Origin of the sequence: Trinickia soli (assembly GCF_002879855.1) — a bacterium.
In the GTDB taxonomy this organism is placed as follows: domain Bacteria; phylum Pseudomonadota; class Gammaproteobacteria; order Burkholderiales; family Burkholderiaceae; genus Trinickia; species Trinickia soli.
The window spans coordinates 24,907-48,198 of the sequence record NZ_PNYB01000024.1 but is presented as its reverse complement, the minus strand read 5'-3'; the positions used below and the strand labels follow the sequence as shown (position 1 = coordinate 48,198).

Below are 23,292 nucleotides of genomic sequence, written 5' to 3'. Positions count from 1 at the left end.
CGCTGCGCTGCGCATCAGGTTAGGAAACACCTATGAAAACGCTGCTGCGCGCATGCGTTGTGCTCGCGTGCGCCTTCTTGCTGGCTGGCTGTCAGCAGGAACTCTACATGGACCTGACGGAGTCCTCGGCCAACGAGATGATCGCGGCGTTGGCCAATGCCGGCATCAGCGCGTCGAAGTCCGAAGTGCCTGATCATGGTTGGGAATTGCTGGTCGATGGGTCGTCGGTGCCGACCGCGCTCAATGCATTGAAGGCGGTGGGCCTGCCGCGTCAGCCGACGCAAAATCTCGGCGAGATCTTCAAGAAGCAGGGCCTCGTTTCGACGCCGGCCGAAGAGCGCATTCGCTATATCTACGGTGCCGAGCAGGAACTCGAGCGGACCTTGCTCGACGTCAACGGCGTGATCGTCGCGCACGTGCATGTGGTGATCCCCGAGAACGATCCGTTGTCGGACAAGATCAAGCCGTCCTCGGCGTCGGTCTACGTCAAATATCGTCCCGGCATCGACCTGAAGATGATGGCGCCGATGGTCAAGGATCTCGTGGCACACAGCATCGAGGGCCTCTCGTACGACAACGTGTCGCTGTTCTTGCAGGCGGCGGCGCCGAAAGAGAACGATCGTCCACAAGGCTTTCAGGTGGGGCCGTTCGCCGGCGCGCTGTCGTTGGTTGCAGTGCTGCTCGTGCTCTCGACGATCGTCGCCGTGGCGGTGTTCTTCCTGCGGCGTGGCCAGTTCAAATTGATGGGGCGCTCGGCGTCGGGCGGCGTCGCGCAAGAGCAGACTCATGTCGGTTGACGATGATCTGATCGACGATTCGAGCGGGAGCGCGCACGAGCTATGGCGGGCTCCGGCAAATCGCGGACGGTTCGCCCGTCTCATCGCGGATTTCAACTTACGTCCGGACGAGTACGTCGATCCGAGTTGGCCGCTCGGTATCTGGCCGGCGCCATGGAACGACATGGCGCGTTTCGGCGATCGAGGCAAGCGTGTGCTCGCGCGCGCGTTGCTCGACAAGGTGGGCTTGCAGCCCGATGCCGCGGGCGCGGTGCCGGCCGACTACGACTTCGGTGGGCGCGAGAAGCGGTTGGCGCTGCTGCCGCGCGACGCGTTCGGGGAACTGGCGAAGTTGTGCGGATTGTGCCTGCACAAGTCGTGGCTGCTGAGCAGCGACGTGACGCGTGGCGTCGAAAAGACCCTGCAGTTGCATTTCGGCGCGCAGACGATGGCATTCGTGCGGAAAGAGACGCCGCCGTTCGACGCGGTCAGCGAGACGCTCGAGCCGATGCGGCGCTACCCGAAGCTCGTCGTGCAGAAGATCGGTGCGCGCGGTGCACGTTTGCTGCTCGACTTCATCGCGCCCGCCGGCTTGCCGGTGTTCGCGCGCACGCGCCTGAAACTGCCGCGTATCGCCGACGTGCAGCCGGCCTATCGACTGGGCGACGATCAACGCTCAGAGCTGGCCGAGCTGCTGTTTCTTTGCCTTATCCCCGAGAGGTTGCGAGCATGGGACTGGCTTTTCTGATCACCGGCGAGAATCTGCAGATGCTCTCCGAGCGGCGCGTGCTCAAGGAGCACGAGTATTCGGCGCTGCTCGACGCGAACTCGATCGTGACGACGGCGAAGAAGGAGGCCGAGCGCATCGTTGCCGACGCCGAAGAGCGCAAGGAACAGATGATGCGCCAGGGCTACGACGAAGGATTTGCGCGAGGCGAGCGCGAAGGCGCCGAGCGCGCGTATGCGGCGGCGCTCGATACGGCGCACGCGCTTGCCTTGTCGCGGCGGAAGATGGCCGATATGGTCGTGCGTGGATTGCGCGAGCTGGTCGGCGAGTTCGCGCGGGAGCGCATTTTCGAGCTCGCGCTCAAACGCATCGACGCTTATGTGCGCGACGAGGCCTTCCTGGTCGTGCGCGTGGCGCCCGAATCGGTCGACGTGATGAAGCAGGCCGTGGCCAATCGACGCGAGGCCATCGCCAACGAAGCGCATGCGGACGCCGCCGCGATGCGGTCGCAAGCCATTCGCGTCGTATCGGATGCGTCGCTCGGCGACGATGATTGCGTCGTCGAGACGCCGGCTGGCAGCATCGATGCGCGTCTGTCGACGCAAATCGACGCGATTCGGGCCGTGATCGAAGCACGGAGGGACGCATGAGCGAAACGGATTCTGGCTGGCGCGATGCGCTGTTCGCGCAATTGCGAGGCGATGCGAACGAAGACGAGTTCGCGAAGGCGCTCGAGGGAGTGAATCCGCTGCGTATGCGCGGGCGCGTCACGCAGACTGCAGGGCTGTTGATTCACGCCTCGGGTGTCCATGCGAAGCTCGGCGAGGTGTGCGAGCTGCATACGCCGGGGCTTGCGCCGATGTTTGCGGAAGTCGTCGGGTTTTCTCGTCAAACGGCAGTGCTGACGCCGCTTGGCAGTCTTGCCGGCTTATCGAGTGCGACCGAAGTCTTGCCCACCGGACATGCGCATACGTTCGAAGTAGGCGACGCGCTGCTCGGGCGCGTGTTGAACGGTCTTGGGGAGCCGCTCGACAATCGCGGCCCGATCAAGGGCGGCACGCGCGTGAGCGCTTTCGCCGAACCCGTGGGCGCGCTCGATCGCACGCTCATCGACGACCCGCTACCGACGGGCGTGCGCGCCATCGATGCATTCCTGACGACCGGCATCGGTCAACGCGTCGGCATCTTCGCGCCGGCCGGGGTGGGCAAGAGCACGTTGCTCGGCATGATCGCGCGCGGCGCTTCGTGCGACGTCGCCGTCGTCGGTTTGATCGGCGAGCGTGGACGCGAGGTGCGCGAATTCATCGAGCACAACCTCTCGCCCGAAGCGCTTGCGCGCACGGTGCTCGTCGTCTCGACGTCGGATCGCCCCGCGATGGAGCGCGTCAAGTCCGCGTATGTCGCGACGGCGGTGGCCGAATACTTCCGCGACAAAGGATTGCGCGTCTTGTTGCTCGTCGATTCGTTGACGCGCTTTGCGCGCGCGCAGCGTGAAGTGGGTCTGGCCTCGGGCGAGCCGCCGACGCGGCGCAGCTTTCCGCCCTCGACATTCTCGGTGCTGCCGCAATTGCTAGAACGTGCGGGACAGGGTGCGCGCGGCTCGATCACGGCGTTCTATACGGTGCTCGTCGAAGGCGACGACGAAAGCGATCCGATTGCCGAGGAAGTCCGTTCGATTCTTGACGGGCACATCATTCTTTCGCGCAAGCTGGCGCAGGCGGGACATCATCCCGCCATCGACGTGTTGGCAAGCGCGTCACGCGTGATGACGCGTGTCGTCGACGATACGCATGTCCGTCGCGCCGCATGGGCGCGCGAACTGCTCGCCAAATATCAGGAGATCGAGCTGCTCGTGCAGATCGGCGAATACCGCGCGGGCAGCGATGCTCTGGCCGATGCGGCGCTGGCTGCGCGCGGCGCGCTGCGCGAGTTTGCCTGCCAGTCTCCGGCCGCGCTCGAACCCTACGGCGATACGTTGACCAAGCTGGCGGCTCTGGAGAACGAATATGGACAAAATCATCGCTAAGCTGACGCGCGTGCGCGAGATGCGACGTGACGTCGTGCTCGCGCAAGTGCGGCGCCAGGAGGCTGTGGTCGAGGCCGCGCGCGACGAATGGCGGCGTGCCGAAGACGAAGTGAAGCGATTGATCGCGGCGAAGTTCGAAGCGGGGCGTGTACTGACCAGCCAACGATTGGGCGAGCCCCGTTCCGCGCGCGAACTTGTCGGCGTCGGCATCGATTGGCAGTTGTTCGACGATCGGATCGAGGCCGCCCGCGAGCTGACCGTGCCGGCGCTCGCGCGGGTACGCGAAGAAACCGCGCGTCTTGACGAACTGCGTGAGCAATTGAGGCGTGCCGATGCCAAGCGCGATCAAGCCGAACGCACGGCCGAGCGCCTGACGCGTGCCGCGACGCAACGCGCCGAGGCCGCCGACGAAGCCCGCGCCGAGGAAGCGGCGCTGCGCGTTGCCATTGCGCCGCTGGGCGAGCACGAGGGCTGACGGTGCTGGCGACAGATTCATTCGACGTTGCCTATCAACTCGCGCGGCCGGCCATCATCGTGCTGCCGCGTGTCATGCCGATCATGATGATCGTGCCGGCATTCAGCTCGGCCGTTTTGACGGGGCTCGTGCGAAACGGATTCATGGCCGTCATCATCTTGTTCATCGGCCCGGTACTCGATGTCCATGCGTTGAAGGATCTGGCGCCGCTCATGTGGGTCGGTCTCATGGCGAAGGAGGCCCTGATCGGGATCCTGCTCGCGTATGCATTCAGCGCGGTGATGTGGGCGATTGCGACGGCCGGTACGCTCATCGATTTTCAAACGGGATCGAGCAATCAGTCATTCTTCGATCCGATTGCGCAGTATGAAGCGGGCCCCTGCGCGGGTTTTCTGAATCTGCTGGCGATCACGTTGTTCGTGACGAGCGGCGGCTTGCACCTGCTGCTCTCGGCGCTGTTCGAATCGTATCGGCTTTGGCCGGTGGCGTCGTTCGCACCGCATTTTGGCCCTGCGCTGTTGCCGTTCATTGCGCGCGGCGCGACGAGCATCATGACGTGGACCGTGAAGCTGGCCGCACCGGTCGTGATGGTGCTCGTACTGGTCGAACTCGGGTTTGGTCTCGTCAGCCGCGCCATGCCCCAGCTGAATGTCTTTCTGATGTCGCAGGCCGTGAAAAGCGCGGTGGCTGTGTTGATGATGGCGCTGTTTCTGCCGTTCATCTATGCGACGCTGCATGCGTATCTGGGCCCCGACAATTCGCTGCTCGATCTGCTCAGATCGATGCTTTGACCGGTACCGCTGAAAGGCTTCGTCGAGATGAGCGAAAAGGACCAGGCACCTACCGAAAAGCGCTTGCGCGATGCGCGCAAGAAAGGCCAGATCGTCTACAGCTCGGAAGTGAGCGCGGCGCTCGTGTTTCTCGTCGTGCTCGCGGCGATCGGCTCGCAGGCGCCGCGCGTCTTCGATACCTTGCGAGGGCTGTTCGATGCGATGTTCGCGGCTATGGCCGCGCGCGACCCGAAGCAATCGATTTCAACCGTGATGTCGCTGGCGTTGCAAGGGTGGCTGACGCTTGGCATCGGCATCGTGGTGCTCGCGGGCGCGGCGGGGTTGGCCGTCTCGCTCGCGCAAGTGGGCGGGCTGGTCGCTTTTTCGCGTATCGCGCCGAGCTTCGAGCGGCTCAATCCCGCCTCGGGCATGACGCGCCTGTTCTCGATGAAAAGCGTCGTCAACCTGCTCAAGACCGGCGTGAAGACACTCATTTTGTGCGTGACGCTGTGGGTGCTTCTGCGCGGCTCGTTGAGCGCGCCGTTGCAGGCCGGATACCTGCGTCCCGATGCGATTCTTGCGGTCACGGGCAAGCTTCTGCTTTCGCTCGCCGGTTGGGCCGCGCTCATCTTCGTCGCGTTCGCGGCGCTGGATTACGCCTACCAGCAGTACGCGTTTCTCAAGCAACACCGTATGTCGATGGACGAAGTGCGGCGCGAACACCGGGAGTCGGAGGGCGATCCGCATATGAATTCGCGCCGCCGCAGCATGGCGCACGAGATGGTTTTCAATTCGTTGCAGGATCGCGTGAAGATGGCTTCGGCCGTGATCCATTCCGCGAACGCCGCGGTGGCGCTTTGTTATGCCGGCAAGGGCAAGCTGCCGTGGGTCGCGGCTCGCGGCGAAGGCGAGACGGCTCGGCGTATCGTCGAATGGGCCGGCGAATTTCTTATACCGACCGTGGCGGACGGGCCGCTCGCCGAGGCGCTTTACGAGAGCGCACGCGAATACAAATACATCGAGCGCGGGCTATATGGGCGCGTGGCCACGGTCTTGCGTTGGGCCGACGGCGAAGACGTACCGACTTGAAGCGGTACGCCGTCGGGGAGAAATGCCATGCGCGCCATGCACCGTCATACGGCCTGCATCCTGCCCGCGAGATAAGCGAGCTGGCTGCGATTGCGCGCGCCGAACTTTTCACGCAGCTGGCGCAAATGGTAGTCGACGTTGTGGACGGTCGTGTTCAGCCGCGCGGCGATCGCCTTGTCGGACATGCCCACGACGACCGCGCCCAAAATGCGCTGCTGCAACTGCGACAGGCTGTTTGCGCCCTCCTGCCGGCAGATCGCCTGCACATAGGCGGCGCAGCGCTGATGCAGCGAAAGACCGAGCCCGAGCGCTTGGGCGATCACGCTGTCGGTGATCCATTCGCAATGTTCGGGGGGGCCCGCGAACAGAATCAGCGCGCGCATCGTCGTGCGCGGGATCGGCAGGCTGAAGGCGAGTCCGCTCGCGAGCCCGTTTTCCCGCATGCCGTCGAAGTAGCGCCGTAGCGGCGGATCGATACCGTCCTTGCGCGACGCATTGACGAGCGAGCGCAGATCCCAGACATGCGGACGGCTCGATTCGAAGGCGCGTCGCATATGCGGGTCTCGTAGCAGATAGCCGTTTTCGAGCGAGCGCGGCAGCAGATCGGTCGACAGATAGTTGCGCAGCAGATACGCGTGCTCGGGCTGCTTTTGCGCATTGAGCTTCAAGGCCGCGTAACCGAGACCGCTGAAGCCGATGATGTTGAGGATGCCGCGAATCATGCGGATTCGTTCGTCGGCCGTGCGGGCCGCGCCGAGTTCCGCGGCGATGAAGGTCGCGTCGCCGGTCTCCTCGGCGCGCACGAGCGGGGATACGTCCATTTCGTCGATATAGCGAATCTCGCAGGGCGGCTGCGACTTGAGCTCGGGCGCCCGGTAGGGCGCCGCCGTCGAGACGTATTGCAGATCTTCGCGTTCTTCGACCACGTCAATGTAAGACATGGAGTTTTCCTGTTTGTCGACCGGTAAGCCGGCGTTGTTTTCGGAACACGTTTACGGCGCCGCATGGCTTGCGAGAGGCGCGTCATTGAGAGATGGGAAGGTAGCCGGGTTGCACCTGCGGGTAGCACCTTTGCGCATCTGTGAGGATTTTATTGAGGGCAACCGGTCCGTGCCGCTTGTCATTTCGTAGTTTGGCGGCTCCGGATGCTACGAGGTTCGGGGGAATTTACGAAACGTCGTGGCGCGTGGTAATGGTGCGAGGCCCCACGAAGCCCCTTAAAAGTTCCAGTTCATCGCTGCGTATTTGCGTGTAAGATGCTGTATGGATATACAGTAATCGTGGTGCCCGATGCTCGCAGCCTCCCTTCGTGCCGAAGACATCCATCCGTCGTTATGGCGGGCCTCGCAGCTTGCTGGCGGCCGTGCTCGCGTATTGGAAACGGGATATCCGGCGTTGTCGGCCGAGTTGCCCGGCGGCGGTTGGCCGCTCGGTGCATTGGTCGATCTGCTCGTGCAGCAGGCGGGAATCGGCGAAATGCGGTTGCTGCAGCCTGCTCTGAGTGCGCTGGGTGAACGGCCGATCGCCCTGTTGCAACCGCCGCAGGTGCCCAATGGGTTGGGGCTCGGGTACATCGGGCTATCGCTCGATCGCCTGCTGCATGTCAAGGCGCCGAAATCGGGCGATGCCCTGTGGTCTGCCGAGCAAATCCTGCGGGCCGGCAGTTGCGGGGCATTGATTTTCTGGATGCCATACGCCCAGTCGTCATCATTGCGGCGTCTGCATCTGGCGGCGCAATCGAGCGAAACGTTGTTCGTGATGGTGCGGCCTTTAACGGTTGCGCAGGATGCCTCGCCGGCACTGTTGCGGCTGGCGTTGCGGCCGTCCTCCAGCGGGTTGATGGTCGATATCGTGAAGCGACGAGGGCCGTCGCGCACGGAGCCTTTGTCGATTCCTCTTCAACCCACGCCTGTTTTGTTGTCTCGCCATGCGCGTCTTTCTCGCCGTTCATTTGCCGAAACTGGCGCTCGAAGTGTTCCGGCCGAAGTGGCTGCCTGATTTGGGGGCCGGCCATCCGGGGGCCGGCAGTGTCGTGTTCGAGAAGGACAAGGTCGTCATGGCCGATGCCTCGGCGCAAGCGGCCGGCATTCGCCTCGGCATGAGACGCGGCGGCGTGCTGACGTTATTGGCCGAGGCCCGGCTGTACGAGCGCGACGCGGCGCGCGAGGTCGCGGCGCAGCGCGAGGTCGGCGTGGCGCTGATGCGGTTTTCTCCCGATGTCGCGCTGGCCGACGAAGCGACGGTCATCGTCGAAGTCGGCGCGAGCCTGAGGCTTTTCGGCGGCGTGCGGGTGCTGTGCCGGCAGGCGCGTGCGCTGTTCGACACGCTGGGCTTCACCGCGCGTATCGGCGTGGCGCCTACGGGCCAGGGTGCATGGTTGCTGGCGTGCTACGGCCAGCGTCGCGTCATGCAGCTCGCCTCGCTCGAACGCGCCTTGTCGCGGCTCCCGATGCATGCGGTGCCGGAGGCGCGGCCGTTCGTCGAGTGGTTCGCAGGCCTGGGCTGTGCGTCGATCGCCGACATTCGCCGTCTGCCTCGCGCCGGCTTGCAGCGCCGCTGCGGCGAGCACGTGCTCGATTCGCTCGATCGCGCCTTTGGCACGGCGCCCGAACTCTTCGATTGGCTCGCGCTGCCGCCTACGTTTTCCGCGCGCATGGAATTGCCCGATCGGATCGAGCATGCGGAGGGTGCGGTGCATGCCGCGCATCGGTTGATCGTGCAGTTGTGCGGCTGGCTTTGCGCGAAGCAATTGGCCGTGACGGCCGTTACGCTTTCGCTCGAACACGAGCGCGGTCGGCAAGCGGTGGCGCCTACCGTGATCGAGATCGCACTGAGCGAGCCTGCCTGGCAAGAAACCCATCTGTTGCGTTTGCTGAAAGAGCGGCTGCATCGCATCGAGCTGTCGGCCCCCATGATCGCCGTGCGGCTCGACGCCTCGAAGGTGGAAGCGGCCGTGCCGCCGGCCGAGCAACTCTTTCCCGATACCGGCGGGTCGGCGCAAAGCCATGCGCGCCTGCTCGAGTTGCTGGTGGCGCGGCTTGGCGAAGGCAACGTACTGCGTTCCGCACCGCTTGCCGATTACCGGCCCGAGGTCGCCAACCGTTGGGCGCCGCTCGCCCCCAATGCGTCTTACGCCAAAAGCGCATTGCCCGAAGGGTTGCCGCGACCGACCTGGATGCTGACCCAGCCTTTGCGCTTGTTGATGCGTGCGCATCGTCCGTTTTACGGATCGCCGCTGCGCGTCGTCTCGCCGGCCGAACGTATCGAAGCGGGCTGGTTCGACGGCGAGCTCGTCACGCGCGATTACTTCGTCGCCGAGGCCGACGATAAAAGCTATTACTGGATTTTTCGTGAACGTGTCAGCAGCCGCGATGCCGATGAAGGGCCGCGCTGGTTTCTCCACGGCCTATTTGGATGACGTGCGATGGTTCCCGGTCTCAATGGGCTGCCGGCGTACGCCGAGCTTTTTTGCCTCTCCAACTTCACGTTCCTGCATGGGGCGTCGCATGCTCAAGAACTCGTCGAGCGGGCGGCGCAACTCGGCTATGCGGGCATCGCGATCACCGACGAATGCTCGCTCGCGGGCGTCGTGCGTGCGCATGACGCCGCGAAACAGGTCGGGTTGCCGCTCGTCATCGGCTCGTATTTCCGTTTGCGCCATGCCGACGGTTCGCCCTCGTTCGGGCTCATCTTGCTGGCGCAAAATCGCGAGGGGTACGGCAATCTGGCGGAGCTCGTCACGCTCGCGCGCACGCGCTCGCCGAAGGGCGAATATCGGCTGACGCCCTTCGATTTTTCGCGGCCGGAATCCGGCTTCGCGCATCTGCGAGGGATGCCCGAGTGCCTTGCCATTCTCGTGCCCGATTTTCCGGCAAAGGAAGAGGCGCTTGCCGCGCAGCTCGAATGGCTCGACGAAACCTTCCCGGGCCGCGCATGGGCGGGCCTCGTGCTTCATCAGCGGGCGATGGACGATATTCATCGCGGAACGATCGAGTATGTTGCGCATCGTCAGGGCATGCCTGTCGTCGCACTGGGTCAGGTCGTCATGCATGTGCGTTCGCGCAAGCCGTTGCAGGATACGATGACGGCGATTCGCGTCGGCAAGCCCATTCATGAATGCGGTTACGAGCTTGCCCCCAATGCCGAGCAGCATTTGCGTTCGCGCCTGCGCCTCGCCAATCTTTATCCCGACGAGACGCTGCGCGAGACGCTCAATATTTTGTCGCGATGCAGGTTTTCGCTCGATGAGCTTCGCTACGAGTACCCCGACGAACTCGTGCCCGAAGGATTCACGCCCACCGCGTATTTGCGCAAAGAGACATACGAGGGCGCCCGGCGGCGTTTTGCCGCCGGTATTCCCCATCAGGTGCAGCAACAACTCGAGCACGAACTCGATTTGATTGCCGAGCTGCGTTACGAGCCGTACTTTCTGACGGTGTTCGATATCGTTCGTTATGCGCGCAGCCAGAATATTCTGTGTCAGGGGCGCGGCTCGGCGGCCAATTCGGCCGTTTGCTATTGCCTGGGCATCACCGAGGTCGATCCCGCACGCGGCAACATGCTGTTCGAGCGATTCATCAGCAAAGAGCGGGGCGAGCCGCCCGACATCGACGTCGATTTCGAGCACCAGCGGCGCGAGATCGTCATGCAGTACATCTATCGCAAATACGGCCGGCATCGCGCGGCGATCGCGGCGGCCGTTTCGACTTACCGTCCGCGCGGCGCATTGCGCGAAACGGGAAAAGCGCTCGGCGTCGATCCGCAGATCGTCGACGCCGTCGCCAAGTCGCACCATTGGTTCGATACGAGCCGCGATTTGCTGGCGCGTTTCGAAGAGTCGGGGCTTGATCCCACCCAGCCGTTGATTCAAGCCTGGGCGCGGCTGGCTGCGCAGCTGCTCAATTTTCCGCGCCATCTATCGCAGCATTCGGGCGGGTTCGTCATCAGCCGCGGCAAGCTCACGCGGCTCGTGCCCGTCGAGAATGCGGCGATGCCCGATCGCTCCGTCATTCAGTGGGACAAAGACGATCTCGAATCGTTAGGATTACTAAAGATCGATGTCCTCGCGCTCGGCATGTTGTCGGTGATACGGCGTGCGCTCGATCTCGTCTCCGAGCGGCGTGGCGAGCGCTTCGAAATGCAGGATGTCCCGGCCGAGGACAGCGCAACCTACGAGATGATTTCGCGTGCGGATACGGTCGGCGTGTTTCAGATCGAATCGCGCGCGCAGATGAGCATGCTGCCGCGGTTGCGGCCGCAGACGTTTTACGATCTCGTGATCGAAGTGGCGATCGTGCGGCCCGGGCCGATTCAAGGCGGCGCCGTGCATCCGTATTTGCGCCGGCGCCAAAAGCTCGAAACCGTCACTTATCCGAGCAAGGACCTGGAGGTGGCCTTGGGTCGGACGCTCGGCGTGCCGATCTTCCAGGAGCAGGTGATGCAGGTCGCGATCATCGCGGCCGGCTTCAGTCCGGGCGAGGCCGATCAGCTGCGGCGCGCGATGGCGGCGTGGAAACGCAAGGGCGATCTGCAGAAGTACTACGATCGCATCGTCAACGGCATGCTCGCGCGCGGATACGAACGCAGCTTCGCCGATGCGATCTTCGAGCAGATCAAAGGCTTCGGCGAATACGGTTTTCCTGAAAGTCATGCGGCCAGTTTCGCGTTGCTCGTCTATACGAGCAGCTGGCTCAAACGTCATGAGCCCGAGGCGTTTCTGGCGGCGTTGCTGAACAGCCAGCCGATGGGGTTTTACTCGCCGTCGCAACTCGTGCAGGACGCGCGCCGGCATGGCGTGCAAGTGTTGCCGTGCGATGTGACCGTCAGCGGATGGGATGCCGCGCTCGAGCCGATCGAGGGCGCGGCGCGTCCGGCCGTACGCCTCGGCCTTTCGCTGTTGCGCGGCATGAAAGAAGACGCGGCCGGGCGCATCGAAAATGCGCGAGCTGTCAGAGCGTTCGAGAGCGTGGACGATCTCGCGCGGCGGGCGCAACTCGATCGACATGATCTGCATGTGCTTGCCGATGCCAATGCGTTGTCGACACTCGTCGGCAATCGGCGCGAAGCGCTGTGGCATTCGGTGGCCGCCGTACCCGGGAAGGACATGCTGGCCGCGGCAGTCGGGGCCGACGATACGCCATTGCTCGGCGCACCGACCGAAGGACAAAACATCGTGGCCGACTACCGCTCGGCAGGACTGACGCTGCGGCGTCATCCGCTTGCGCTGCTGCGGGCACGCCTACTGGAGCAGCGCTTGATGCCGGCGGCGAAACTGAATGGCTATCGCAACGGCCAACCCGCTCGCGGCTGCGGCATCGTCACGGTTCGTCAGCGACCGGGCACGGCCAAGGGCGTGATTTTCATGACGCTCGAGGACGAAACGGGCAACGTCAACGTCATCATCTGGCCCGGTCTTTTGGAGAAGCAGCGCAGGGAAGTGCTCGGCGCTTCGCTGCTCGCCGTATACGGCGTATGGCAGTGCCAAGGACAAGTGCGACATCTCGTGGCCAAGCGGCTCGTGGACTTGTCGCATCTTCTCGGTGGGCTGCAATCGGAAAGCCGCAACTTCCATTGACCCGGAAGCGCTCGGGCGAGCCTCCTCAGCGCGACTGTGCGGGCACCGGCACGGGCGCCGCGTCGAGCACTTCGGCGATCGCCACATCGAACGGCGTGCGACGGCCGATCCCCAACGCATCGAGCCGGCTCGAATCGAGGTGGCAGTCGCGCGGGCGCGGCGTGGTTTCCATGCTTGCTGCCTGAGGCACGAGACGGGCCGGCACGCGCAGCGCCCGCGCGATGCGCGTGGCGATTTCGAACTTCGTCATGGGCTCCTGCGCGGACCACTGCGCGATGCCGCACACGGCTTCGCCCTCGGCGTGCCGCTCGAGCATGCCGCGGATCACGTAGGCGACATCGGGCGTGTAAGTCGGATAGCGCGTCGCCCAGGCGTCCATCGGAGCAGGCGGTGCATCGGGCGCCTGCGACGCGACGATAGCCGGCACGAGGCTCGTTACCGCCGATTCCGACCAGTCGACGATGGGCCCGAACAGCAGCGGCAGTCGCAGCACGCAGCCGAACCCGGTCGTTTCCGTCAGCGCTCGCTCGCCTTCGAGCTTGCTGCGTCCATACGCGTTGAGGGGGGCGGGTTCATCGTCGATACGATAGGGCGGGGCGCTGCCGTCGAACACGTAATCGGTCGAGATCGACAGCACCCACGCGCCGCACGCCCGTGCCGCCGATGCGACCGTGCGCACTGCCTCGACGTTCAGGGCCCGTGCGGCCGCGGGATCGCGTTCGCAGATGTCGGGCCGACGCTCTGCCGCGGCGATGACGATCGCATCGGGCCGCACTCGCCCGACGAACGAAGCGACCGCTTCGGCGTCGCGAATGTCGAGCGCGACCGTGCGCGCGTCGGTGCGTCGATACGCCGTGGGCACCACGCGCCAACCGGGACGCGTTTCGAGTTCGCGCATGACGGCGCGGCCGAGCAGCCCGGACGCGCCGATGACGGCAACCGTGAACATTGCGTGGCCCGTCCGCTCAGGCGTCGACGATGGTGCGGCTGCCCTTCACCTCGTAACCGGCATCGGCGATCGCGCTACCGATCTGTTCGGCGCTTTTTTGCGATTGGACACGCACTCGGCCGTCGTCCAGATTCACTTCGACGAGCGCAGCGGCGTCGAGCGCGGCGATCGCCTTGGTGACGGCGCCCACGCAGTGCTGACAGCTCATGCCTTCGACTTGGAATTCAATCATTGCCATGTTTCCTTTGCAAAAGAGTTGGGACGATGCCGGGCCGGTGTCGACGTTACCGGACTACAAGCCCGCTCCAACGAAGCGTATACCTTCCCGCGGTGGGAAGGTATACGCTTCCGACATTCAATCGGAGATCGGCATGAATATCGGAGACGCGGCCCGCGAGTCGGGGGTGACGGCAAAGATGATCCGCTACTACGAGAGCGTGGATCTGCTTGCCCCGAGGGGGCGCACGGAGGCGGGTTATCGCGTGTACGGCAAGTCCGAGATTCATACGTTGCGCTTCATTCGGCAGGCGCGGCATCTCGGGTTCTCCATTGACGATATCCGCAAGCTTCTGGGTCTTTGGCAAGATCGGTCGCGCGCTAGCGCGGAGGTGAAGACGATTGCGCTGCAGCACGTCGCCGAATTGGAAAAACGGATCGCGGAACTGTCGGAAATGCGCGACACGCTGACTCACCTCGCAGAGCACTGCCACGGCGATATGCGGCCCGAGTGCCCGATTCTGGATGGCCTCGCCAGCGTCGGGGAACCGGTGACCGCACCGCAGGCCCACTGTGGACGCGGCTGAGCCGCCGATCGCCCGCTGTGGCACCTAAATGGTGCATTTCGCGCCGCCATAGCGTCCTCCATGCACTATTCCAAATCGGAATGCCCTGCATTCGTGCATTTCACTCGCTATTTGCGCCCACATCTCTATAATCCGGGTTAACCCTTTTACGGGAAATCCCTGATGCGCGATTCGCTAGGGACGTCACCGACCCCTTGGAGAACATCATGTTTGCGTACATCCTCGAAAAACTGAGCAACTGGTTCGAATCGGCTGAGCGTAGCCGTCGCGAAGCGTACCTTGCCTCGTCGTCGGACATCGTCGACCTCGAACGCCGCCTGCGCTCGCTCGAAACGAGCGGCTACTCGATCTAAGAAGCTTCCGCGGCGGCGCCATGCCGCCAGCGCGCCTGTGCGCCCGCGTGCGCGCCGTCAAGACGCGATCCCTGCAAGCCCCGCTCGTCCAGCGGGGCTTTGTCATGGGTCTGGTGAAGGTGAAAGCACGACCGTTGCGACTGGCGCAAAGCGACCACCGTAGAAGTTGCCGCCGCGCTAAGGTACGATCATTCACGCATACGGCATCGCCCGGTGCGCACTTTCACGGATGGTCGACATGAGCTTTTCTATCCCGCCACTTTTGCGCGGCGTCCTTTGCGCAGCGGCGTGCCTCGCGCTCGCGGGGATCTCGCCGTATGCGATGGCCGACGGGCAACCGCTCGTGCTCGATTCGCAGACCGGCGTCCATGGTGGCCAAAGCGGCGTGGTACTCCAGAGCGCCCCGTTCTCGCGCGAGCCGATGGTGCCCGCGCAGCAGTTGCCCGCACCGCAACAGCTGAACCCGACGAGCGGTGAGCCGCCTATCGTGGTCGCCCCGTATATCGCGTTGCCAGGCGCAAACGGGGCCGCGCCCGCGCCGGGCAACGCGTATCGGATGGCGCCGGCGAACCGGCAGTAGCCTCGGCGCCGATCGGTTGTCCGGTACCCGAAAGCGGCATGACGAGGCGGCCCTCACGTCCGCCGGCTAGGCCATGCGCGACTCGATCTTGAACTGCGCCGTCTCGTCTTGGCCAAGGAATTTGGCAAGGTAGGGCATCGTCTCTTTCATCGCCCCCGCCAGCGTATAGGGCGGATTCAAAATGAACATGCCGCTCCCGTACAGGCCATAACCGTCGGACGGTGGGCGGCTCACGGTCAGCGAGACATGCAGCCAATTGGTTGGCTGCAGCGCTTTCAGTTGCTCGGGGAACCGCTGCGATTCGGCGCGCGTGACTTGCGGATACCAGATCGCGTATATGCCGGTGGCAAACCGCTTGAGGCTCTCCTCGACGCAACCGAGCGTGCGCGCGTAGTCGTGTTTGTCCTCGAACGACGGATCGACGAGAACGAGCGCGCGCCGCGGCGGCGGAGGCAGCAGTGCCTTGATGCCGTCGAAGCCGTCACCGGCATAGAGCATGGCGCGTCGCCCCGCATCGCGAAAGTTATGCCGCAACACCTCGATCTCGGTCGTGTGCAGCTCGAACAGCCGCATCCGGTCTTGCGTGCGCATCAGGCGCCAGGCAAGGTAGGGCGAGCCGGGGTAGTAGCGCAACTGTCCGTCGCCATTGAGTGCGCGAACTTGCGCGACGTAGTCTTCCAGCACCGCGGGCAGATCGGTGCGCTCCCACAGCTTGGCGATACCCGTTTCGAATTCGGCGGTTTTGGTGGCATAGCCTTCGACAAGCGAATACACGCCCGCCCCGGCGTGCGTGTCGATGTACCAATAGGCCTTGTCTTTTTGACCGAGGTAGCGCAACAACTGCACGACGACGGCGTGCTTGAGGACATCGGCATGGTTGCCGGCGTGGAAGGCGTGACGGTAGCTGAGCATACGGGCGTAAGAGTCGAGGCTTGAGGGCGGCGCCGCCGCGCTCGTGGCTCCGTGCGAACGCGCGTCCGTGTCGCGTCGCGTTCGGCCGGAATGCGCAAACGGGGTGCGTATTGTACGGCAGCGCGATGCGAGCGGTACCGCTGCACGGCTGGCATGCGGCGGCGCGCGACCGATGTTGCGCGCCGCCAGCTGCGTTACTGCTCCATGTCCACCACGATGTCCTCGATGCGCTGCTGGAGATCGGGCGTGATGCGCGCCGCCACTTCGATCGCCTTCATGTTTTCCGCGATCTGTTCGACCCGCGAAGCACCTGTGATCACCGTGCTGACATTGGGGTTCTTGAGCACCCACGCGATCGCCAGTTGACCGACGCTGCAGCCGAGCTCGTGCGCGACCTGTTCAAGCTTGCCGACGCATTCGTTCTTGGCCGCGTCCGTCACGCGCGAGCGCAACCAGTCGTAGCCCTCGAGTTCGGCGCGGCTGCCGGCCGGCACGCCCGCCCGGTACTTGCCCGTCAGCAGCCCCGACGCAAGCGGGCTCCAGGTGGTCAGGCCGAGGCCGATGTCTTCGTAAAGGCGCTTGTACTCCTGCTCGACTCGCTTGCGACAAAACAGGTTGTATTGCGGCTGCTCCATCACGGGCTTATGCAGATGATGGCGCTCGGCAATCTCGTAAGCGGCGCGGATTTCGTCGGCGCTCCATTCCGAGGTGCCCCAATAGAGCGCTTTGCCGCGCGTGATCATGTCGCTCATCGCCCATACCGTTTCTTCGATGGGCGTATTCGGATCGGGGCGATGGCAAAACACAAGGTCGACGTAATCGAGCTGTAGGCGGGCGAGCGATCCGTCGATTGCGTTGTGAAGATACTTGCGATTGAGCGTGTGATATTGATTGGGCGCTTCGCGCAGGCCCCAGTAGAACTTCGTGGAGATCACGAAGCTCACGCGCGGCCACGCGAGCTCCTTGAGCGCATGACCCATGATCTCTTCCGCTTTCCCGCCTGCGTAGACTTCGGCGTTGTCGAAGAAATTCACGCCCGCGTCGCGGGCCGCCGCGAGCGATTCGCGCGCGGCGTGCCGATCTACCTGATTGCCGTAGGTGACCCACGAGCCCAGCGAGAGCTCGCTGACCTGCAGGCCCGAACGGCCGAGTCGCCGGTAATTCATTGATGCCTCCCGGGTAAATAGTGGAAGCCAGAGCTTAATCCGATTTTCATCGAGTCGCGTTCCCGCTGGCCGTTGGGGCACAATAGCGAAGTCGGTCGTGGCGCTGAATTCGGCCGAAAGTCATATGTCGTTCGGCTGGCTTGTCGTGCGCCGTACGCCATGGTGTCATTGTCCATGCACGCTTAAGGGGTGACGAATGTCGTCGTTGAATACGAGTCTGAACGGGAAGGCGGCCGTGGTGACGGGCGCCGCAAGCGGGATCGGCAAGGAAATTGCCCTGACGCTGGCGGCGCAGGGCGCAGCCGTCGCGATTGCCGATCTGAATCTGGCCGGAGCGCAGGCCGTCGCGGAGGAAATTCGCGCCGCGGGCGGCAAGGCGATGGGCGTCGCGATGGATGTGACGAACGAAGAGGCGGTCAATCGCGGCATCGACGAAGTCGCCGCGCAGTTCGGTTCGGTCGATATCCTCGTGTCGAACGCCGGCATCCAGATCGTCAACCCGATCGAGAACTACAGCTTCTCCGATTGGAAAAAAATGCAGGCGATCCACGTGGACGGCGCCTTCCTCACGACGAAAGCCGCGCTCAAGCACATGTACAAGGGCGATCGCGGCGGCATCGTCATCTACATGGGCTCGGTGCATTCGCACGAAGCTTCGCCGCTGAAGTCGGCTTACGTCGCGGCCAAGCACGCGCTGCTCGGCCTCTCGCGTGTATTGGCGAAAGAAGGTGCTGCGCATAACGTGCGCTCGCATGTCGTCTGTCCGGGTTTCGTGCGCACGCCGCTCGTCGACAAGCAGATCCCGGAGCAGGCGAAGGAACTGGGTATCAGCGAAGAAGAAGTGGTCAAGCGCGTCATGCTCGGCCAGACGGTCGACGGCGTGTTCACCACCGTGCAGGATGTCGCGCAGACGGTGCTGTTCCTTTGCACATTCCCGAGTGCCGCGCTGACGGGGCAGTCGTTCCTCGTGTCGCACGGCTGGTGCATGATCTAAGGAGAAGACATGGGGGAGCGCAAGGCCATGCGCGTTCGCGCAAGCGTGCCGATCACAGCCGATACCGGCGGGCAATCCAAGGCGGGCAGTGCGGCGCGCGTTGCGGCGTCGAGCGCCTTGCCTCCTTACCAGACAATCGCGCTCGTCTTGCAAGGCGGGGGCGCGCTCGGCGCGTATCAGGCCGGCGTCTATGAGGGCTTGCACGACGCCGGCATCGAGCCCAATTGGATCACCGGCATATCCATCGGCGCGATCAACACGGCGATCATCGCCGGCAACGCGCCCGAACATCGCGTCTCGAGGTTGAAGACGTTTTGGAATACGGTGTGCCAGCCCGCGTATGGCTTGCCGCTGCCGCCAGCGGTGGAGCATGCGCTCTTCGATTCGTCGACACCGGTGCGCACGGCATTTACCGCGATGCAAGCGCTGAGCGCGATCGTCGACGGACAGAAGGGTTTCTTCGTGCCGCGCGTCCCGCCGCCGTTGCCGTTCGTGCAGGGGCCGCCCAGCGCCGCCAGTTGGTACGACACGGCGCCGCTGAAGGCGACGCTCGAGCGTCTCTGCGATTTCGATCGGATCAATTCGGGGGAGACGCGCGTTTCGGTCGCGGCCGTCAATGTCGGGACGGGCAATTTCGCGTATTTCGACAATCAGCACACGAAGCTGCGAGCCGAGCATTTCATCGCATCGGGGTCGCTGCCGCCCGGCTTTGCCGCAACCGAGATCGACGGCGAGTTCTACTGGGACGGCGGGCTCATGTCGAACACGCCGCTTTCCGAGGTCATTCAGGCTTCGCCGCGCCGCGATACGCTCGCGTTTCAGGTCGATTTATGGAGTGCCCGCGGCCCCGTGCCGACGAATCTGACGGATGTGCAGGGGCGGATGAAGGATATCCAGTATTCGAGCCGCACGCGTCTCGTGACGGACATGATGCAGCACTCGCAGCGTTTCAGGCACGTGCTGCGCGAGGTGCTCGCGCGCGTTGCGCCCGAACATCGAAGTGATCCGTGGTGCAAGCTGGCCGAGGAGTTGTCGTCGTCGCATCGCTACAACGTCTTTCAGTTGATCTACAGCGACAAGGAATTCGACGGCAATTACAAGGATTACCAGTTCGGCGCGTCGGCCATGCAATCGCATTGGACCTGCGGTTTGCGCGACATCCGGGATAGCCTGGCGCAGCCGGGCTGGCTCGATATGCCCGACAACGACGCAGGGTTCGTCACGCACGACATCCATCGCGACCTGCGTTGAATCGGGCGGCGGTGGTCAGTCGATCGACCGGAGTGTGAACCGGCGCGGCGCCTGACGGCGCACCGGCCGCGCGCGCGACCGTAGGAGACTGCGGAAAAAAGAAAGGCGCCCCGCGGGCGCCTTTCGCTCGATACGGCCGCGCATCGCGCGGCGCATGCGTTCTTCTTTACTTCAATACCTGCGCAACGGCGTTCGCTACCGCGTCGATGTTGCGCATGTTGAGCGCAGCGACGCAAATGCGGCCCGTGCTGACCGCGTAGATGCCGAACTCTTCGCGCAGGCGGTCCACTTGGGCGGCGCTCAAGCCCGAGTACGAGAACATGCCGCGCTGCGCATTGACGAAGCTGAAATCGCGCGGCACACCGGCGGCCTTCAGGCGCTCGACGAGGCCGTTGCGCATCGCGCGGATGCGGTCGCGCATCTCGCCGAGTTCCTGTTCCCACATTGCGCGCAGAGCAGGCGTGCCGAGCACTGTCGCGACGATGGCGCCGCCGTGCGTCGGCGGGTTTGAGTAGTTCGTGCGGATCACGCGCTTCAATTGCGAAAGCACGCGCGCGGCTTCATCCTTGCTCTCGGTGATGATCGACAGCGCGCCGACGCGTTCGCCGTACAACGAGAACGACTTCGAGAACGAGGACGACACGAACACATTCAGCTCGGCGGCGGCAAACAGGCGCACGGCTGCCGCGTCGGCGTCGATGCCGTCACCGAAGCCCTGGTACGCGATGTCGAGGAACGGCACGAGATTGCGCGCCTTGACCACTTCGACGATCTGCTTCCATTGCGCGTCGCTCAGGTCGACACCGGTCGGGTTATGGCAGCAGGCGTGCAGCACGACGATCGTGCCTGCGTCGTAGCTACCGAGCGCTGCGAGCATGCCTTCGAAATTGACGCCGTGGCTTTGTGCGTCGTAGTAGGGATAAGCGACCACTTCGAAACCGGCGCTTTCGAACAGCGCGCGGTGGTTCTCCCAGCTCGGATCGCTGATGGCGACCTTGGCGGCCGGGTTCAGGCGCTTCAGGAAATCGGCGCCGATTTTCAGCGCGCCCGTACCGCCCAGCGCTTGCGCCGTGACGACGCGACCGGCGGCGATCAGCGGCGAGTTATCGCCCAGCAGCAGCTTTTGCACGGCCGCGTCGTAAGCCGCGATCCCTTCGATCGGCAGATAGCCGCGCGGCAGTGCCGCTTCCACCCGAGCCTGCTCCGCTTCGCGGACTGCGCGCAGCAGCGGGATCTTGCCTTCTTCGTTCGTGTAGACGCCGACGCCGAGATTGACTTTGGTCGGGCGCGTATCGGCGTTGAAAGCTTCGTTGAGACCGAGGATCGGGTCGCGGGGGGCGAGTTCGACAGCGGAGAACAGGGACATGGTGTGTCTATCGGCGGTAGTAAGAAAACGGGCAGGAAGCGGTTACGAAACGGGCAAAAAGCCGCCACGAAGCGAGCAGGCTCGTGCATGCGCTGAGCTATCCGTCGCTGCGCGAGGCGTGACGGATCGGGCCGGTATCGGCCCGGTTTGCGTGCGCCAAATGCGTGATTGTAACGAATCCGGGCGGCAGTTTCGCGCGCTTTCGGCCCTCGGATAGGCATGCCGGCCTGAACGACCGTGCGCTTTTTATCGATTCGGCATGCGAACGCGTGCGCTACGGCTTGCCGGCGGGGCGGCGATTCGGCGAAAAGGGCGCGGCGCTGCCTGGGTGTCCGCGAAACGTTAAAATGGCTGTTTTCTCGGCGAAGGAAGCGCCTTTCCATGTCCGAAGCTCAGCCGCATGCCGCCGAAGTGCTCGACGAATCGAAGTTCATCGAATTCGAAGGCTCCCCGTTCCATCTTTATCAGCCCTATCCACCGGCCGGCGACCAGCCGACCGCCATCGCCAAGCTCGTCGAGGGTATCGAAGACGGCTTGTCGTACCAGACGCTGCTCGGTGTGACGGGCTCGGGCAAGACCTTCACGATGGCGAACGTCATCGCCCGGCTCGGGCGTCCCGCGATCGTGTTCGCACCGAACAAGACGCTCGCCGCTCAACTCTACTCGGAGTTTCGCGAGTTCTTTCCGCGCAATGCGGTCGAGTACTTCGTCTCGTACTACGACTACTACCAGCCGGAAGCGTATGTGCCGCAGCGCGACCTGTTCATCGAAAAGGACTCGTCGATCAACGAACACATCGAGCAGATGCGGCTGTCGGCGACCAAGAGCCTGATGGAGCGGCGCGACGTCGTAATCGTCGCGACCGTGTCGGCCATCTACGGTATCGGTAATCCCAGCGAATACCACCAGATGATCCTGACGCTGCGCACGGGCGACAAGATCGGTCAGCGCGACGTGATTGCTCGGCTGATCGCCATGCAATACAACCGCAACGAAGCCGATTTTCAGCGCGGCGCGTTTCGCGTGCGCGGCGATACGATCGATGTGTTCCCGGCCGAGCACGCCGAAATGGCCGTACGCATAGAACTGTTCGACGACGAGGTCGACTCCCTGCAACTGTTCGACCCGCTCACGGGGCGCGTGCGACAGAAGATCCCGCGCTTCACGGTGTATCCGTCGTCGCACTACGTCACGCCGCGCGAAACCGTGATGCGCGCCGTGGAGACGATCAAAGCCGAATTGCGCGAGCGTCTCGAGTTCTTCCATACGGAAGGCAAACTCGTCGAAGCGCAACGTCTCGAGCAGCGTACGCGCTTCGACCTCGAAATGCTGCAGGAGCTTGGTTTCTGCAAGGGCATCGAAAACTACTCGCGCCATTTTTCGGGGGCGGCGCCAGGCGAGCCGCCGCCGACGCTCGTCGACTATCTTCCGCCCGACGCGATCATGTTGCTCGACGAATCGCATGTCCTGATCGGGCAATTGAACGCGATGTACAACGGTGACCGCTCGCGTAAGGAGAACCTCGTGCAGTACGGGTTCCGGCTGCCTTCGGCGCTCGACAACCGGCCGTTGAAGTTCCCCGAGTTCGAACGCAAGATGCGCCAGGCCGTCTTCGTTTCGGCGACGCCGGCCGATTACGAGAAAAAGCAGACGGGGCAGGTCGTCGAGCAGGTCGTGCGGCCGACGGGCCTTGTCGATCCCGCTGTGCAGGTGCGTCCCGCAACCGCCCAGGTGGACGATGTGCTGAGCGAGATCAACGCGCGCGTGGCCGTGAACGAGCGCGTGCTCGTGACCGTGCTGACCAAGCGTATGGCCGAGCAGCTCACGGAGTTTCTGGCCGACCACGGCGTAAAAGTGCGCTACCTGCACAGCGACATCGACACGGTCGAACGCGTCGAGATCATTCGTGATTTGCGGCTCGGCGCATTCGACGTATTGGTCGGCATCAACCTGCTGCGCGAAGGGCTAGACATACCCGAGGTGTCGCTCGTGGCGATCCTCGACGCGGACAAGGAAGGCTTCCTGCGGGCCGAGCGCTCGCTGATCCAGACGATCGGCCGGGCCGCGCGCAATGTCAACGGCACGGCGATTCTCTACGCCGACCGCATCACCGATTCGATGCGGCGCGCGATCGACGAAACCGAGCGGCGGCGCGCCAAGCAGATCGCCTATAACGAGCAGATGGGCATCACGCCGCGAGGCGTCGTCAAGCGCGTCAAGGACATCATCGACGGCGTCTACAACGCGGACGAAGCGCGTGCCGAGCTGAAGGAGATGCAGCAGCGCGCGAAGTTCGAGGACATGTCGGAAAGGGATCTGGCCAAGGAGATCAAGCGGCTCGAGAAGCAAATGATGGAGCACGCGAAGAATCTCGAATTCGAAAAGGCGGCGGCCGCGCGCGATCAACTGGCCATATTGCGCGAGCGCGTGTTCGGCGCGAACGTCGGCGATTCGGTGGCCGGCGCCAACTGAGCCCGATCG

22 protein-coding genes are annotated in these 23,292 nt (G+C 63.9%); 16 read left to right on the top strand and 6 right to left on the bottom strand.

Annotated elements, in window-relative coordinates; all coding sequences use genetic code 11:
- Nucleotides 1-32: 32 nt before the first annotated feature.
- From sctJ to C0Z19_RS22595, 7 genes are read left to right on the top strand one after another with little or no spacing between them, the layout of a single operon-like run.
- The gene (gene sctJ, locus C0Z19_RS22625; RefSeq protein ID WP_102612077.1) at nucleotides 33-797 is read left to right on the top strand and encodes a type III secretion system inner membrane ring lipoprotein SctJ; all 765 of its coding nucleotides are present in this window, start codon (nucleotides 33-35) and stop codon (nucleotides 795-797) included.
- Nucleotides 787-1,524, top strand: a complete 738-nt coding sequence (locus C0Z19_RS22620) for a bcscK (protein ID WP_102612076.1) — start codon at nucleotides 787-789, stop codon at nucleotides 1,522-1,524. The genes sctJ and C0Z19_RS22620 overlap by 11 nt, the downstream gene beginning before the upstream one ends.
- Nucleotides 1,506-2,153, top strand: a complete 648-nt coding sequence (gene sctL / locus C0Z19_RS22615) for a type III secretion system stator protein SctL (RefSeq protein WP_102612075.1) — start codon at nucleotides 1,506-1,508, stop codon at nucleotides 2,151-2,153. Before C0Z19_RS22620 ends, sctL begins: the two co-directional genes overlap by 19 nt.
- Complete coding sequence (locus C0Z19_RS22610) at nucleotides 2,150-3,529, top strand: FliI/YscN family ATPase (RefSeq protein ID WP_102612074.1); 1,380 nt, start codon at nucleotides 2,150-2,152, stop codon at nucleotides 3,527-3,529. The genes sctL and C0Z19_RS22610 overlap by 4 nt, the downstream gene beginning before the upstream one ends.
- Nucleotides 3,510-4,004 carry a hypothetical protein gene (locus C0Z19_RS22605; RefSeq protein ID WP_102612073.1) on the top strand — a complete coding sequence of 165 codons (495 nt, stop codon included), beginning with the start codon at nucleotides 3,510-3,512 and terminating at the stop codon, nucleotides 4,002-4,004. The genes C0Z19_RS22610 and C0Z19_RS22605 overlap by 20 nt, the downstream gene beginning before the upstream one ends.
- Before the next feature lie 2 nt (nucleotides 4,005-4,006).
- Nucleotides 4,007-4,795 carry a type III secretion system export apparatus subunit SctT gene (gene sctT / locus C0Z19_RS22600; RefSeq protein WP_233196243.1) on the top strand — a complete coding sequence of 263 codons (789 nt, stop codon included), beginning with the start codon at nucleotides 4,007-4,009 and terminating at the stop codon, nucleotides 4,793-4,795.
- A gap of 27 nt (nucleotides 4,796-4,822) precedes the next feature.
- Nucleotides 4,823-5,863 carry an EscU/YscU/HrcU family type III secretion system export apparatus switch protein gene (locus tag C0Z19_RS22595; RefSeq protein WP_102612072.1) on the top strand — a complete coding sequence of 347 codons (1,041 nt, stop codon included), beginning with the start codon at nucleotides 4,823-4,825 and terminating at the stop codon, nucleotides 5,861-5,863.
- 44 nt (nucleotides 5,864-5,907) lie between these two features.
- Here C0Z19_RS22595 and C0Z19_RS22590 read toward each other — a convergent pair whose 3' ends face one another.
- Nucleotides 5,908-6,804 carry a helix-turn-helix transcriptional regulator gene (locus tag C0Z19_RS22590; protein ID WP_102612071.1) on the bottom strand — a complete coding sequence of 299 codons (897 nt, stop codon included), beginning with the start codon at nucleotides 6,802-6,804 and terminating at the stop codon, nucleotides 5,908-5,910.
- A 349-nt stretch (nucleotides 6,805-7,153) separates the two neighbouring features.
- On the opposite strand from C0Z19_RS22590, the gene imuA reads away from it, so the two are divergent.
- Genes imuA through C0Z19_RS22570 form a run of 3 tightly spaced genes read left to right on the top strand, consistent with a single transcriptional unit; the run spans nucleotide 7,154 to nucleotide 12,437 of the window.
- Nucleotides 7,154-7,861, top strand: a complete 708-nt coding sequence (gene imuA / locus C0Z19_RS22580; RefSeq protein ID WP_102612069.1) for a translesion DNA synthesis-associated protein ImuA — start codon at nucleotides 7,154-7,156, stop codon at nucleotides 7,859-7,861.
- Complete coding sequence (locus tag C0Z19_RS22575) at nucleotides 7,791-9,281, top strand: Y-family DNA polymerase (RefSeq protein WP_102612068.1); 1,491 nt, start codon at nucleotides 7,791-7,793, stop codon at nucleotides 9,279-9,281. The genes imuA and C0Z19_RS22575 overlap by 71 nt, the downstream gene beginning before the upstream one ends.
- Before the next feature lie 6 nt (nucleotides 9,282-9,287).
- Entirely contained in the window at nucleotides 9,288-12,437 is a 3,150-nt protein-coding gene (locus C0Z19_RS22570) for an error-prone DNA polymerase (protein ID WP_102612067.1), read from the top strand.
- A 25-nt stretch (nucleotides 12,438-12,462) separates the two neighbouring features.
- Here the strand turns inward: C0Z19_RS22570 and C0Z19_RS22565 are convergent, their stop codons facing one another.
- Nucleotides 12,463-13,386, bottom strand: a complete 924-nt coding sequence (locus C0Z19_RS22565; RefSeq protein ID WP_102612066.1) for a dTDP-4-dehydrorhamnose reductase family protein — start codon at nucleotides 13,384-13,386, stop codon at nucleotides 12,463-12,465.
- A 16-nt stretch (nucleotides 13,387-13,402) separates the two neighbouring features.
- Entirely contained in the window at nucleotides 13,403-13,618 is a 216-nt protein-coding gene (locus tag C0Z19_RS22560) for a heavy-metal-associated domain-containing protein (protein ID WP_102612104.1), read from the bottom strand.
- Nucleotides 13,619-13,757: 139 nt separating this feature from the next.
- On the opposite strand from C0Z19_RS22560, the gene cueR reads away from it, so the two are divergent.
- From cueR to C0Z19_RS22545, 3 genes are all read left to right on the top strand, one after another.
- A complete protein-coding gene (cueR, locus tag C0Z19_RS22555; RefSeq protein ID WP_102612103.1) occupies nucleotides 13,758-14,189 on the top strand; it encodes a Cu(I)-responsive transcriptional regulator in 432 nt (143 codons plus the stop codon).
- Nucleotides 14,190-14,395: 206 nt separating this feature from the next.
- The gene (locus C0Z19_RS22550; protein ID WP_102612102.1) at nucleotides 14,396-14,542 is read left to right on the top strand and encodes a DUF3563 family protein; all 147 of its coding nucleotides are present in this window, start codon (nucleotides 14,396-14,398) and stop codon (nucleotides 14,540-14,542) included.
- Nucleotides 14,543-14,780: 238 nt separating this feature from the next.
- A complete protein-coding gene (locus tag C0Z19_RS22545; protein ID WP_233196242.1) occupies nucleotides 14,781-15,122 on the top strand; it encodes a hypothetical protein in 342 nt (113 codons plus the stop codon).
- 66 nt (nucleotides 15,123-15,188) lie between these two features.
- Here C0Z19_RS22545 and C0Z19_RS22540 read toward each other — a convergent pair whose 3' ends face one another.
- Both C0Z19_RS22540 and C0Z19_RS22535 read right to left on the bottom strand, forming a co-directional pair.
- Complete coding sequence (locus C0Z19_RS22540; RefSeq protein ID WP_102612064.1) at nucleotides 15,189-16,034, bottom strand: 23S rRNA (adenine(2030)-N(6))-methyltransferase RlmJ; 846 nt, start codon at nucleotides 16,032-16,034, stop codon at nucleotides 15,189-15,191.
- A 194-nt stretch (nucleotides 16,035-16,228) separates the two neighbouring features.
- Nucleotides 16,229-17,200: a potassium channel beta subunit family protein gene (locus C0Z19_RS22535; protein ID WP_102612063.1), complete on the bottom strand. Its 972-nt coding sequence runs from the start codon at nucleotides 17,198-17,200 to the stop codon at nucleotides 16,229-16,231.
- A gap of 196 nt (nucleotides 17,201-17,396) precedes the next feature.
- On the opposite strand from C0Z19_RS22535, the gene C0Z19_RS22530 reads away from it, so the two are divergent.
- Together C0Z19_RS22530 and C0Z19_RS22525 are read left to right on the top strand one after the other, a co-directional pair.
- Nucleotides 17,397-18,194 (top strand): 3-hydroxybutyrate dehydrogenase, encoded by a 798-nt coding sequence (locus C0Z19_RS22530; protein WP_102612062.1) that lies wholly within the window; start codon nucleotides 17,397-17,399, stop codon nucleotides 18,192-18,194.
- Between the two features lie 9 nt (nucleotides 18,195-18,203).
- Nucleotides 18,204-19,445 carry a DUF3734 domain-containing protein gene (locus C0Z19_RS22525; RefSeq protein ID WP_102612061.1) on the top strand — a complete coding sequence of 414 codons (1,242 nt, stop codon included), beginning with the start codon at nucleotides 18,204-18,206 and terminating at the stop codon, nucleotides 19,443-19,445.
- A gap of 166 nt (nucleotides 19,446-19,611) precedes the next feature.
- On the opposite strand, the gene C0Z19_RS22520 is transcribed toward C0Z19_RS22525, so the two are convergent.
- Entirely contained in the window at nucleotides 19,612-20,811 is a 1,200-nt protein-coding gene (locus tag C0Z19_RS22520; protein ID WP_102612060.1) for an amino acid aminotransferase, read from the bottom strand.
- Nucleotides 20,812-21,192: 381 nt separating this feature from the next.
- Between C0Z19_RS22520 and uvrB the strand changes: the two genes are divergently transcribed.
- The gene (uvrB, locus tag C0Z19_RS22515; protein WP_102612059.1) at nucleotides 21,193-23,283 is read left to right on the top strand and encodes an excinuclease ABC subunit UvrB; all 2,091 of its coding nucleotides are present in this window, start codon (nucleotides 21,193-21,195) and stop codon (nucleotides 23,281-23,283) included.
- The last annotated feature ends 9 nt before the right edge of the window (nucleotides 23,284-23,292 follow it).

Coding starts and splice junctions, on each gene's coding strand:
- C0Z19_RS22550 (WP_102612102.1), top strand. CDS start 14,396: ATGTTTGCGTACATCCTCGAAAAACTGAGCAACTGGTTCGAATCGGCT.
- C0Z19_RS22610 (WP_102612074.1), top strand. CDS start 2,150: ATGAGCGAAACGGATTCTGGCTGGCGCGATGCGCTGTTCGCGCAATTG.
- sctL (WP_102612075.1), top strand. CDS start 1,506: ATGGGACTGGCTTTTCTGATCACCGGCGAGAATCTGCAGATGCTCTCC.
- C0Z19_RS22530 (WP_102612062.1), top strand. CDS start 17,397: ATGTCGTCGTTGAATACGAGTCTGAACGGGAAGGCGGCCGTGGTGACG.
- C0Z19_RS22570 (WP_102612067.1), top strand. CDS start 9,288: ATGGTTCCCGGTCTCAATGGGCTGCCGGCGTACGCCGAGCTTTTTTGC.
- C0Z19_RS22575 (WP_102612068.1), top strand. CDS start 7,791: ATGCGCGTCTTTCTCGCCGTTCATTTGCCGAAACTGGCGCTCGAAGTG.
- C0Z19_RS22590 (WP_102612071.1), bottom strand. CDS start 6,804: ATGTCTTACATTGACGTGGTCGAAGAACGCGAAGATCTGCAATACGTC.
- uvrB (WP_102612059.1), top strand. CDS start 21,193: ATGTCCGAAGCTCAGCCGCATGCCGCCGAAGTGCTCGACGAATCGAAG.
- imuA (WP_102612069.1), top strand. CDS start 7,154: ATGCTCGCAGCCTCCCTTCGTGCCGAAGACATCCATCCGTCGTTATGG.
- C0Z19_RS22565 (WP_102612066.1), bottom strand. CDS start 13,386: ATGTTCACGGTTGCCGTCATCGGCGCGTCCGGGCTGCTCGGCCGCGCC.
- C0Z19_RS22605 (WP_102612073.1), top strand. CDS start 3,510: ATGGACAAAATCATCGCTAAGCTGACGCGCGTGCGCGAGATGCGACGT.
- C0Z19_RS22620 (WP_102612076.1), top strand. CDS start 787: ATGTCGGTTGACGATGATCTGATCGACGATTCGAGCGGGAGCGCGCAC.
- C0Z19_RS22540 (WP_102612064.1), bottom strand. CDS start 16,034: ATGCTCAGCTACCGTCACGCCTTCCACGCCGGCAACCATGCCGATGTC.
- C0Z19_RS22525 (WP_102612061.1), top strand. CDS start 18,204: ATGGGGGAGCGCAAGGCCATGCGCGTTCGCGCAAGCGTGCCGATCACA.
- C0Z19_RS22595 (WP_102612072.1), top strand. CDS start 4,823: ATGAGCGAAAAGGACCAGGCACCTACCGAAAAGCGCTTGCGCGATGCG.
- C0Z19_RS22535 (WP_102612063.1), bottom strand. CDS start 17,200: ATGAATTACCGGCGACTCGGCCGTTCGGGCCTGCAGGTCAGCGAGCTC.
- cueR (WP_102612103.1), top strand. CDS start 13,758: ATGAATATCGGAGACGCGGCCCGCGAGTCGGGGGTGACGGCAAAGATG.
- sctJ (WP_102612077.1), top strand. CDS start 33: ATGAAAACGCTGCTGCGCGCATGCGTTGTGCTCGCGTGCGCCTTCTTG.
- C0Z19_RS22520 (WP_102612060.1), bottom strand. CDS start 20,811: ATGTCCCTGTTCTCCGCTGTCGAACTCGCCCCCCGCGACCCGATCCTC.
- C0Z19_RS22560 (WP_102612104.1), bottom strand. CDS start 13,618: ATGATTGAATTCCAAGTCGAAGGCATGAGCTGTCAGCACTGCGTGGGC.
- C0Z19_RS22545 (WP_233196242.1), top strand. CDS start 14,781: ATGAGCTTTTCTATCCCGCCACTTTTGCGCGGCGTCCTTTGCGCAGCG.